General features: G+C 40.1%; 11 protein-coding genes. 4 read left to right on the top strand and 7 right to left on the bottom strand.

Annotated elements, in window-relative coordinates; all coding sequences use genetic code 11:
* Positions 1-307: 307 nt before the first annotated feature.
* Positions 308-790 (bottom strand): YajQ family cyclic di-GMP-binding protein, encoded by a 483-nt coding sequence (locus CTN01_RS06715; RefSeq protein WP_045127058.1) that lies wholly within the window; start codon positions 788-790, stop codon positions 308-310.
* 146 nt (positions 791-936) lie between these two features.
* Positions 937-1,995, bottom strand: coding sequence for a 3-deoxy-7-phosphoheptulonate synthase (locus tag CTN01_RS06710; RefSeq protein WP_045147951.1), 1,059 nt, complete (start codon positions 1,993-1,995; stop codon positions 937-939).
* Positions 1,996-2,334: 339 nt separating this feature from the next.
* Between CTN01_RS06710 and CTN01_RS06705 the strand changes: the two genes are divergently transcribed.
* Positions 2,335-3,222 carry a putative PEP-binding protein gene (locus CTN01_RS06705; protein ID WP_052666552.1) on the top strand — a complete coding sequence of 296 codons (888 nt, stop codon included), beginning with the start codon at positions 2,335-2,337 and terminating at the stop codon, positions 3,220-3,222.
* Positions 3,223-3,319: 97 nt separating this feature from the next.
* Here CTN01_RS06705 and CTN01_RS06700 read toward each other — a convergent pair whose 3' ends face one another.
* The 3 genes from CTN01_RS06700 to cra form a co-directional block, all read right to left on the bottom strand.
* Positions 3,320-3,694 (bottom strand): hypothetical protein, encoded by a 375-nt coding sequence (locus CTN01_RS06700; protein ID WP_045131781.1) that lies wholly within the window; start codon positions 3,692-3,694, stop codon positions 3,320-3,322.
* Between the two features lie 137 nt (positions 3,695-3,831).
* The gene (locus tag CTN01_RS06695; protein WP_045147806.1) at positions 3,832-4,884 is read right to left on the bottom strand and encodes an FUSC family protein; all 1,053 of its coding nucleotides are present in this window, start codon (positions 4,882-4,884) and stop codon (positions 3,832-3,834) included.
* 141 nt (positions 4,885-5,025) lie between these two features.
* The gene (gene cra, locus CTN01_RS06690; protein ID WP_045131780.1) at positions 5,026-6,009 is read right to left on the bottom strand and encodes a catabolite repressor/activator; all 984 of its coding nucleotides are present in this window, start codon (positions 6,007-6,009) and stop codon (positions 5,026-5,028) included.
* Positions 6,010-6,314: 305 nt separating this feature from the next.
* On the opposite strand from cra, the gene fruB reads away from it, so the two are divergent.
* The 3 genes from fruB to fruA are packed head-to-tail and all read left to right on the top strand — an operon-like array spanning position 6,315 to position 10,175.
* A complete protein-coding gene (fruB, locus tag CTN01_RS06685; protein ID WP_045147804.1) occupies positions 6,315-7,433 on the top strand; it encodes a fused PTS fructose transporter subunit IIA/HPr protein in 1,119 nt (372 codons plus the stop codon).
* Positions 7,434-7,444: 11 nt separating this feature from the next.
* Positions 7,445-8,395, top strand: a complete 951-nt coding sequence (gene pfkB / locus CTN01_RS06680) for a 1-phosphofructokinase (RefSeq protein ID WP_045147803.1) — start codon at positions 7,445-7,447, stop codon at positions 8,393-8,395.
* Between the two features lie 40 nt (positions 8,396-8,435).
* Positions 8,436-10,175, top strand: coding sequence for a PTS fructose transporter subunit IIBC (fruA, locus tag CTN01_RS06675; RefSeq protein WP_045147801.1), 1,740 nt, complete (start codon positions 8,436-8,438; stop codon positions 10,173-10,175).
* A 102-nt stretch (positions 10,176-10,277) separates the two neighbouring features.
* Here fruA and CTN01_RS06670 read toward each other — a convergent pair whose 3' ends face one another.
* Together CTN01_RS06670 and CTN01_RS06665 are read right to left on the bottom strand one after the other, a co-directional pair.
* Positions 10,278-11,645 carry a DEAD/DEAH box helicase gene (locus CTN01_RS06670; RefSeq protein ID WP_045147800.1) on the bottom strand — a complete coding sequence of 456 codons (1,368 nt, stop codon included), beginning with the start codon at positions 11,643-11,645 and terminating at the stop codon, positions 10,278-10,280.
* A gap of 120 nt (positions 11,646-11,765) precedes the next feature.
* Positions 11,766-12,047 carry a hypothetical protein gene (locus tag CTN01_RS06665; protein ID WP_181318094.1) on the bottom strand — a complete coding sequence of 94 codons (282 nt, stop codon included), beginning with the start codon at positions 12,045-12,047 and terminating at the stop codon, positions 11,766-11,768.
* Positions 12,048-12,124 lie beyond the last annotated feature (77 nt).

Genomic DNA, 12,124 nt, shown 5'->3' with positions numbered 1-12,124 from the left:
TATAGGGGATAAATCTTGGGTTCAACAAATTTTGCAGAGAAAAAAAATGCGTTTGCTTACAAAGCATACAAGTGCGTTAACACTATATTAATAACATTATTATGCAGTGAGAAAGGTGGGTTTTTTATGTAATAAAAGTGTATATATCGGGTGAAATATGCAATTTGTATGATTAAAATGAATTTTAAACTATATTTTGAATAATACACCTCGAGTATATTTTTTACAATATTATTTTAATGCTAGCAAAAAAAGTTTAAAAAAAAGGAAGGCAAAGAGCCTTCCTTTTTTAACTATTTGGATAAAATCAGTCGCGGAAATTATCAAACTGAAATGGTTGACCTAACTCTTGTTCACGGACAAGTGACATAGTCGCTTGTAGATCATCACGCTTTTTACCCGTTACGCGAAGTTTGTCACCTTGGATAGTAACTTGAACTTTCAGTTTAGCGTCTTTAATCGCTTTCACTAATTTCTTCGCGTTTGTGGTTTCTACGCCTTGCTTAAATTCAATATTTTGAGACGCAGTTTTACCTGAGAAAGTGACTGCTTTACGCTCAAGCGCATTAGCATCTACACCACGTTTAGCAAGGTTACTACGTAAAATAGCAACGATTTGATCTACTTGGAATTCAGACTCAGATGTGATTTTTACGATTTCTTTGTTTAATTCAATGCTTGATTCAACATTACGGAAGTCGAAACGCGTGTCTAATTCACGCTTTGAGTTATCTACCGCATTCTTGATTTCTACGGAATCTACTTCTGAAACAATATCAAAAGATGGCATGTTTATGACCTCTTATCATAAGTCTAAGGGAATATTTCCCATCTACATTAACACGTATAGTATACCGCTTATTAATGAAGGAGAAGCAATCTATACCTCTCTTTTATCTCGGTATTATATATCATCAAATTGTTTTTATTGATATTTTAGCGTTGTGCTGTTTTAACGGCACCCGCTAACATATCTAGCATCTTAAGCGTGTCGTTCCAATGAATACAAGGGTCTGTAATAGATTTACCGTAAACAAGCTCATCAAGTTTGTTTTCAATAACCGCTTGATTCCCTTCTTCAATAAAGCTCTCAGCCATGATACCCGCAATTGAATGACTGCCACTTTTCAATTGTTCACAGATTTCAGCTGCAACATCTAATTGACGTTTATGCTGCTTTTGGCAATTACCATGACTAAAATCGACAATTAATCGCTGTGGTAACTCAAACCCGGCTAATGCCTCACATGCTGTTGCTATGTCTTCAGCATGGTAGTTTGGCATTTTACCGCCACGTAAAATAATATGACCGTAAGGATTACCGGAAGTACGGTAAATCGTCATTTGTCCATTTTTTGCCGGTGAGCAGAAAAGGTGAGATTCACGAGTGGCGCGAATAGCATCAATCGCAATTTTGGTATTACCGTCTGTGCCGTTTTTAAAGCCAACAGGGCAAGACAGGGCTGATGCCATTTCACGGTGGATCTGAGATTCTGTAGTACGCGCACCAATGGCCCCCCAACTGATAAGATCAGCAAGGTATTGACCGGTGATCATATCAAGGAATTCAGTCGCAGTGGGTAAGCCTAGCGAGTTAATATCAATTAATAGTTTACGTGCTTTTTTTAAACCAGTTGCTAAATCTAAACTGCCATCTAAATGTGGATCAGTAACTAAACCTTTCCAACCAACAACAGTGCGTGGTTTTTCGAAATAGGTACGCATTACGATAAACAATTGGTCTTTATATGTTTCTTGTACAGCAACAAGGCGTTTCGCATAATCAACTGCTGCATCGGTATCATGTATAGAACATGGCCCAACAATCACCAGTAAACGGGAATCTTGACCCGTTAAAATCGCTTCAATTTGTTTGCGCGAATGTTCTACATGCGTCGCAATTTCATCAGTCATTGGTGATGTTGCTTCAATTTCAGCAGGAGTTGGCATCAAGCCTAAACTCACAGTGCGAAGTTCATCTGTTTTCATTGGCATAATATGTTTGCCTACCTTGGGGATCTCTGTAATAACACCGCTAAGATAGCCCAAAAATCGATTTTAATAAACCAAACTTGTGATATCACTTAGGTTTTTAACCATCCTATTACTACGATTGAATACTAATGATGATTTTGTAATCAAGAAATGTTCAAGCTTCAAAGTTTGATTGATATGAATAAGTTATCAGTAATTAGCTTTAGTTCTTGCCTCGTAATTCAACACAAAGTAAGGTCGATATACTGTAATGGTGTTTAATGTATTCTTGAATACACAGGGTTTAAATGACGATTTCTTTAAATACTCGTCTTATTAACAAGGAAGTATTGGTGCTTTATGACAACTGAAAATGAATTAACGTTAACTGCAATGTTGACGTCATCAGTGCAGTTAACTGGACTTGAAAGTGGTGAGGTGGGGATTGTCTCACTCGATGATCTTATTGCTCATGATATTGGTGTTCACCCTTGTGCTGTTACAAAGCCTGAATCACTTTCTACTGAAACGACAGCTGCTATTTTTGATGCGCTTAAAGAAGCCGATAATCAAACGCCTTTCGCTGAGTTATTTGTAACCAAACTTAGCCAGTTATTGATTGCAGCGGCTGCCACACAAGGCGATGCACCGTTAAAAGTATGTCTAACTAGTGATAATTCACACTCTCGTAGCCATTTATTAGGTGCGGAAGTAGAACAAGACGAAATTAACCCAGCAATGGGATTACGTGGTGCATCTCGATTAGGTCATGCAGACTACCGAAAAGCGTTTGAGCTAGAATGTGAAGCGATTAAACGCGCACGCCTTTATGCAAAGAATATTGAACTTGTTGTACCGTTTGTTCGTACGTTCAGTGAAGCGGCAACAGTAATTGATTTATTGGCTGAGCAAGGCTTATGTCGTGGTGCTGATGACTTAAAAGTCTTTATGATGTGTAGCGTCCCTTCCAATGCATTACTAGCAGAAACATTCTTGCAGTATTTTGATGGTTTTATTGTTGATGTTGAGCAACTAGCGCAATTCACACTTGGTCAAGATATTGAGAATACTTCGCTTAACTACATGTCGGATGCACAAAATGACGCGCTACTTTTGTTAGTGAAAATGTTATTAACGTCGGTAGAAAGCTCGAATAAACTGTGCTTGGTGTATAGCCGTTTTATTGAAGATTCGCCAAGGTTTAGCTCATGGTTACAAGAGCAAGGTGTAACTCACGTTATAAGTTAAGGTACTTCTAAATAGTTAGTGTTATAGAATTAAAAACGGCATGGTTAATTTTAACCATGCCGTTTTATTTTGTCTTTTATAAAGAGAATAGGCTGAATTAATCCATTTCTTTCATAGCAGAAACAACAGAAGGATCGTTGATTAGGTTAAATAATAAGCTTTTTGCTGAAGCGCGTTGAGCGTCAGATAAAACTTTCTTCGGGTTCTCACGGGTTAGCGTCAAAATGCTGGTTACAAATTTACTGTTTGTACCTGATAGCTCATAAGCAAAGCGTAATGTATCCATTAATTCTGCTTGAGGTAGGCTATAAACCGCCATTTCACAACTTAAACCATCCATAGCAAGGAAGTTGTTTACTATCACTTTCTGCTCGGCATTAAACTTTTGCTTGGCTTCAAAAGCATCAATTAAAGCCTGTACTCGATCGGCGATGGCTACAGGTACTTCCATTGTTTTCGTTTTATGAGTCATTGCTGATTCTCCCGACATAGCTGTAAATATATTATTGAGTCAGTTTACGTTGTTGTTTACTGTTTGGCATTTCTTTATTTATTAATGTGATAACTATTTATACATAGTGCAATTGTCTAATTAGTTATCAGCACCAATTACTCACCATTCATATCATCATTATGATAACGTTTTGTATTCTTAATTAATTTCAATTGCACAATTAACTCATCTAAACGGTAAACCAATTGACGCGTTAACCATAGATAACCATAAGGTCCCAGTAAAATCGAGTCTTTTGGTTGTGATATTTGTAATGCCATCTGTTTTAGTTGCTGAATATCAGGCAATTCAATATTAAGCTCTTTATCATCGGCTAATTGATTTAAAATCAGCACTATTTGCTGCTGATAGTTTTTCAATCCAGTTTGCTCTAATAACTTACGGCGACCGATATCAGAGCTCCAATGGGTTTCAATGAGTTGTTCAATTAAGCTAATCATCGAACTTTGAATGGTGACAATTGCTTTATAGTGTCCCGCTGACCTTGGGTTTTCCTTTTGAACATTCGCCAGCAAACTTATCATCTTTATTTGGCGTTCATTCACGTGGTTTTTGATCCGCGCCAGTATCTTAATGCTTGGTATATGGGCTGATGCATGTGCTTGATAAAGCTGACGTAAATCATGCATGTTTTGATTAAATAGCTTATCCCATGAATATTTGGCGCGAATAGGGAAGAGCATTGAAAAAGACATCGCGATCAAACTACCAATTATAATATTGGTAACTCGCCATAATGCAACAGAGACTTCTTGGGCACTGTTACCTTGATACGCCACGATGATAAGCGTCATTACAGCTAAGAAAAAGATATATGTATTCTTACCATGTGACTTTAGCGACAGCAAAAAACACCACGTTAGTATCCAAACAGGAATGAACGCAACGAGGTTTTGTGGAAAAAATACAGTAACTAAACCGAGAACGGCACCGAGTAAAGTCCCGCCTACACGTTGAAAGCCTTTTTGTTTGATCACGCCTGCATAGGGCTGCATTAACACCACAGCTACCGTAACAGGTCCCCACATTGAATGAGGAACAGGAATAAAATGATAAAAGATCAAGCTAAATGCGATAGCCATAGTGACACGAAGGGAATGAGCAAATTGTGCGTGCGTTAACAGCAAATTTTTAAAACGAAAATACATAGCGTGCCATAATGGGTAGTTAGTTACATCCTGTGATTATGCGATTAAAGTCACAGCCTATCCACCCATTTATGTGCTGTAGGTATCAAATATCTAACGAGTTACTAAAAATCATGCTGTTATTTTGTAATGCACGCTTATTTATCGGCGGATCACTTTTCTGGGTACGACTTCAACGCCTTGCTGATAATCGCCTTGAATCGCAGAGAGGGCGAGTCGTAGCGCATGATCAGCAATTAAATCGAATTGTTGTGGGAGTGATTGGATTTTATTGGGTAAAAAATCAAGTAAGCGATTATCACCAAAGGTTGCCAAGTATGTTCTTTCCATCACCTCTGGATGCTTTAATAAACAATCTAAAACACCTTCAAACAAGGTATAAGAAGTGGCAAGGATAGCTTCAGGAAAGCAGTTAGCATCAATCCATTGCTGAGCAATCAATGCACCTTGCTGTTGGCTAAATTGCTCACCATAGGCAAGGCTAACATTCACTGTTTTGAGGTGATTGTTGATCGCTGCTTGAAAACCTTGCTCTCGCTCAATTGAAACACCCAGATCCGCAACTGCACCAATTAATCCGATCGATGAAATAGGCTGATCTAACAATGCGTTAGTTAATGCATAGGCACCCTCAAGATCTTCACTAATTACGGATGCAAAGTATTCATCATCTAACGCGCGGTCAATGGCAATAACTGGCGTACCTTTGGCCTGTACTGTTTTGTAAAACTCATTATCAGCAGGAAGGGCACTCGCAACAATAAGTGTGTCTAATTTACGGCTTAATAACAGATTTGCGACGTCTACTTCAGTGACAGGATCATCATCACTACACGAAATAATAACTTGATAACCTGCGGTTCTAGCATTCAATTCTAATAACTTAGCAATTTTTGCATAGCTCGTGTTTTCGAGATCGGGGATGATCAAGCCCAATGATTGACTACTTCCAGCACGAAGGGAAGAAGCGGCATGATTTGGGCGATAGTTGTGTGCATTGACCACTTCGAGGACTTTTTGTTGTGTCTTCTCACTGATTCGATATTGCTCAGCTTTACCGTTAATAATATAGCTAGCCGTGGTTCTTGATACACCAGCAAGCTTGGCAATTTCATTTAATGTCATCAGTTGATACTTCTCTTTAAAGCTGTTTGTGCAGCGCCTTTTGCTATAGATAGCAATTCTTATCCTTGTTTCATAATGCTAGATATAGATTTAAGGCCAATTTGTGCGTTTCATCATAGATCTGATAATCGCTATGCGTTGATCAATTGTAATTTATGCTGAAACGATTCAGTATTCAAGCTGAAAGGTTTCAGCAGAATCTATAGGTATAGAATAATCCCATAATTCGACTGAAACTTTTAATTTGACTACTTGCTGAAACGATTCAGCAATATAGATAAGATTCGATACTATCGGAGTTAGAGATGTTGTCATTATCAAAACACGATATTGCTTTGCGTAAATCAGCAAACAATAAACAAGATGCAATCAAAGTACTGGCATCAGAGTTAGAGTCAGAAGGCTTAGTTAAAACGGGTTACGTCAATGGCATGTTGGCACGTGAAGCCCAAAACTCAACCTACCTTGGTAATGGTATAGCGATCCCACACGGTACAACAGAGACGCGAAATCTTGTTAATAAAACAGGTGTAAAGGTTCATCATTTTCCTCAAGGTGTAGATTGGGGCGAGGGGCAGACTGTTTATTTAGCCATTGGGATCGCTGCTAAATCCGATGAGCATCTTGAGATTTTAAAGCAATTAACCAAAGTGCTTTCAGCAGATGGTATCGAAGAGAAATTAAAGCGTTGTGATTCAGCAGGTGAGGTCATTACGATTTTAATGGGCTCAGAGCAGTCGGAAGCGGAATGCAATGCTCAACTTGTTTTAAAAGATTTTCCAGCAACCGATTTATTGCAGTTAAGTGCGGTTGCTGCTGGCTTAATAAAGCATCAAGGTTTTGCTAACAAGCAAATGGTGGCGGATATTGTCGCAAAAGAGGCGAGTTACTTAGGTCAGGGATTGTGGCTAATAAGTAGCAATCAAGAGGTTGAGCGTACAGCGATTGCTGTTGTGACACCGTCAGCAATCTTTGAAGAGCAGAGTCATCCAGTTAAAGGGTTAATCGTTATTGCGGCGAATAACAGTAGCTATGTTGCCAATATTGAACGATTGACTCAGATGATTTATAGCCAAACGGTTGATGCGTTTTTATCATCGAGCCCAGAGCAAATATGTTCAGTGCTTTCTCAAACTAAATTAGAGGGCAATAGCGCAATATTTACGATTAAAAACCCACATGGCTTACATGCTCGTCCGGGTGCAATGTTAGTTAATACCACCAAGAAGTTTGATGCAGATATACAAGTCGTTAATGTTTCAAGCGCTAGCAAAGCGGTTAATGCAAAGAGCTTAATGAAAGTTATTGGGCTTGGTGTGAAATGTGGTAACGAATTGAAATTTACAGCTAGTGGTAGTGATGCTGAACAAGCACTAACGGCGATTGGTCAAGCCATTGCCGATGGTTTGGGCGAGAAACTTTAAGGGTAAAAATAATGAGCGAAACAGTAATTAAACAGTCACTTAAAGTTGTCGCCGTGACGTTAAATCCAGCGTTGGATCTAACTGGGCACTTATCATCTCTTACTGCTGGTACGGTGAATGTGGTCGATTCAGGTTCACTTCACCCTGCAGGCAAAGGCGTTAATGTTGCAAAAGTGCTCGCTGAATTAGGTGCAGAAGTAACGGTAACGGGATTATTAGGGAGTGAAAACCAAGACGGTTTTTGTCAGTTATTTGAACAAATTGGTGTCACTGATAAATTTGTTAGGGTCGCAGGCGCAACACGTATCAACGTTAAATTGGTTGAGCAAGATGGGCGAGTAAGCGACATAAACTTCCCGGGTGTTGAAGTAAATGCTACTGACATTGCGAAATTTGAAGCGACTTTATTTGAACTGGCGAATAGTCATGACGTTTTTGTTATCGCAGGTAGTTTACCCCGTGGAATTTCAACCCAGCAATGTGCGAAATGGATCGAGCAGCTTCAACAGCAAGGTAAGCAAGTGTTGTTTGATAGCAGTAAAGCGGCTTTTGCTGAAGGGTTAGACGCAAAACCATGGCTGGTTAAACCAAATGATGAAGAATTAGCTGACTGGGCAAAATGCGAATTACACAACGATGACGAAATCATTGAAGTGGCAGAGCAGCTTGCTACTAAAGGCATTGAAAATGTAGTGGTGTCACTGGGTGCGAAAGGAGTGATGTGGCGCAATCATGAAGGTTGGTTACGTGCCGAGCCGCCAAAAATGACGGTAGTTAGTACTGTTGGTGCAGGTGATACTTTAGTTGCAGGTATGTGTTGGGGGCACCTACAGCATTGGACAAGATCAGAGACATTACGTTTTGCAACGGCGCTATCAGCGTATGCAGTCACACAAGTGGGTGTTGGCGTTGATGATATAAGCGCAGTAAAAGCAATCGAAGATAACGTTCAACTTTCATAACAACATAAAAATATAACGTGAAAAGTGCAGGGGTCGAATAATGAATATTAGTATTGTTACCGCATGTCCAAGCGGTATCGCAACAAGTTTAATTGCTGCAGGTTTACTTGAAAAAGCTGCCGCCGAATTAAAATGGCAAGCCAATATTGAGCGCCATACATCGTTAAAAGCAACCAATATGCTAACACAAGTACAGATCGAACAAGCTGACTGTATTGTGATTGCCGCCAATGAAAATCTCGCTATTGATGAGCAACGTTTTGTTGGTAAGCGAGTCTTTCGTGCTGATGTTACCGCTTGCATGGAAAACCCAACCGCGTGGTTACAAAAAGCGGTTGAACAGGCATCAGAACTGACTGTTGAAAGTGTGGCAACTCAAGCTATATCGACCAAGAAAAAAATTGTAGCAATCACCGCGTGTCCAACAGGTGTTGCGCATACGTTTATGGCAGCAGAAGCGCTAGAGACGGAAGCGAAACGTCAAGGTTATGAGATTAAAGTTGAAACACGTGGTTCAGTAGGCGCTAAAAATCAGTTAACAGCCGAGGAAATTGAAGCTGCTGATTTAGTAATGATTGCCGCCGACATTGATGTCGAGTTATCTCGTTTTAATGGCAAAGCACTGTATAAAACCAGTACTGGATTGGCACTAAAGAAAACAGCCCAAGAAATAGAAAAAGCGTTTGAACAAGCAACGCCTTATACACATACCGTTAAAGAAAATAGCGAGAAGAAAGAAGAAAAAGCAGGCGTTTATAAACACTTAATGACAGGTGTATCTTACATGCTGCCATTAGTTGTTGCGGGTGGCTTGTCTATTGCACTGTCGTTTGTTTTTGGTATCGAGGCATTTAAAGAGCAGGGCACATTAGCGGCGGCCTTAATGAAAATTGGTGGTGAATCTGCCTTTGCATTGATGGTTCCTGTATTAGCTGGCTTTATCGCTTTCTCCATTGCAGATCGTCCGGGTCTAGCACCTGGCTTAATTGGCGGTATGTTAGCAAGTGCGACAGGGGCGGGATTCTTAGGCGGTATTGTTGCTGGTTTCCTCGCAGGTTACAGTGCAAAATTCTTAGCCGAAAAAGTGAAACTGCCACAATCAATGGATGCATTAAAACCTATTTTAATCATTCCGCTGGTGGCGAGTTTAATTACTGGTCTTGTAATGATCTACATTGTTGGTGGTCCAGTATCGGCAGCAATGGAAGGATTAACTCACTTCCTAAATACAATGGGCTCTGCAAATGCTGTGCTTTTAGGTGTGATTTTAGGCTGCATGATGTGCTTTGACCTTGGTGGGCCAGTGAATAAAGCGGCTTACACCTTTGGTGTGGGTTTATTAGCGTCACATACTTATGCGCCAATGGCTGCAGTAATGGCTGCAGGTATGGTGCCAGCAATGGGTATGGGCTTAGCAACGTTCCTTGCAAAACGTAAATTTGCGGCAAGTGAAAATGAAGCAGGTAAAGCCTCTTTCGTATTAGGTTTATGTTTTATCTCTGAAGGTGCGATACCATTTGCAGCGCGCGATCCTATGCGTGTGATTCCATGCTGTATGCTAGGTGGCGCATTAACAGGCGCATTGTCGATGTTGTTTGGTGCAAAACTAATGGCACCTCATGGTGGATTGTTTGTACTGTTGATCCCTAACGCTATTACACCGCCACTACTTTACCTTGTTGCAATTATTGCAGGTACATTAGTAACGGGTATTTCTTACGCGATATTAAAGCGCCCAGAGCAAAATTCGGCAACAGAGTTAGATACAGCAAAAGCGTAATATCACAACAGATATAAAAATGGCGGGATGTATTGAATACACTTTGATAGAAAGTATATTCAGTCCATCTCGCCATTTTTTGTTTAAAGTTTAACGCTGTACTTACTGCGCAGGTTTCGCTTTATTTCGTGGGTTACGTGGAATACCCGTATCACGATCAGTAATTGGTTTTCGGCGTTTAGGCTTAGGTGATTTTGTTTTTTCACCACGTGGCGTATTGTTTTTCGTACGTGTATCGCGACGAGGTTTACGCTCAGAATTTTCGCTATCGCCGTCACGAGTTGTCATTGGTTTTTTAAACTTAGGTTTATAGTTTAAAACTGAAACCGGTACATCTTTTTTCGGTACAAAACCTTCGATTTCTTTACGCGTGATCAAATGACCAAGTAGGCTTTCAATCATGCATAGATTTTTAAAGTTATCGCGTGAAACAAAAGAAATCGCTTCACCTGATGCACCAGCACGACCCGTACGGCCAATGCGGTGTACATATTCTTCTGGTGGGAACGGTAGATCGTAGTTAACAACACGAGTCAGTTGCTCAATGTCGATACCACGCGAAGCGACACCTGTTGCAATAAGGTATTGCAACTTACCGTTTTTGAAATCTTCCAGTAACTGAGAACGTACAGCTTGGCTACGACCACTGTGGAAAGACTCAGCGGAAATGCCACGCTTTTCTAACTGGGTAACCAGTTTTGCTGCACCATGTTTAGTTTCGATAAATATTAATGCTTGATCCCATTTTTGTTCTTGGATCAAATGGCTCAGCAAAGCCGATTTCATGTCTTTATCAACAGTAACAAGCCATTGATCGATTTTTGGATCAGCAGAAGCATCTTTTGCAACTGAGATTTCAATGGGGTTGCGCACCGCTGTTTTTGCAAGAAAGCGTACTTGATCAGAAAGCGTTGCAGAGAACAGCATGTTTTGACGATCAACGGGTAAACGCTCAACAATCTTATTAATGTCTTCAATAAAGCCCATATCTAACATACGGTCGGCTTCATCAAGTACTAGAATTTCAATTGCATCAAAGTGGATTGCACGCTTAGTGTACATATCTAATAGACGACCAGGGGTGGCGACAAGAATATCGACACCTTCAATTAAGCGACGTTTTTGTGGTTCGTAATCAACACCACCGTACATTGCCATTGAAGTTAAATTTAAGTGCTTACTGTATTGCTTAATATTGTCTTCTACTTGAACGGCCAATTCACGTGTGGGTGCAAGAATGAGTGCACGTATACGTTTTGCTCGAACCTTGGTGCCATCATCTAGCATTTGCAGAATAGGCAGTACAAAACCGGCGGTTTTACCCGTACCTGTTTGTGCTGCTGCCATCAAGTTTTTACCGGTTAGTGCAACAGGAATGGCTTTTTCTTGAATAGGAGTAGGAGAGGTGTAACCCATTTCGGTTACGGCTTTAACGATGGAATCGTTTAATCCAAGCTTAGAGAATGGCATGTAGAATCTCAAAATAAATCATTAAATAGCTAATGCGGCGCATTAACTAACGTAAATACGTGCGGATTGTACCACGCTTAACAATCGGCTGTATGTAGTCAGGTAGAGAAGACAAAATAACTAGTTAATAATGATGTTGTTTCTCACTAATGCACGGCGGACATTATTACAAAGTTTGCCAAATCGACGTATCTCGTCAAATTGCGGTGTTTCACCCCGTGAAATAGCGGATACCCAATAGGTTAAATCAGTATCAACGAGCTCTAACAGTTTTTTAGGGCAACCGACGCATTTGTTATCAGGACCACAGACAAACGTACTTTCATCATAAAGAGGAAACTGTTCCTTAACTTGGCTGATTATACTCAACATCGCCGTTTTACGGTCGGGCTTCTTATTCATCATAAAGACTTTTGATAAAACAGCATTCTAAAACAGCATAAAACAAATATCTATTGGTAATCATCCTATACTAATGA

The organism is Photobacterium angustum, assembly GCF_003026365.1.
Classification (GTDB): Bacteria; Pseudomonadota; Gammaproteobacteria; order Enterobacterales; family Vibrionaceae; genus Photobacterium; species Photobacterium angustum.
This window is presented reverse-complemented; position numbering and strand designations above follow the sequence as displayed.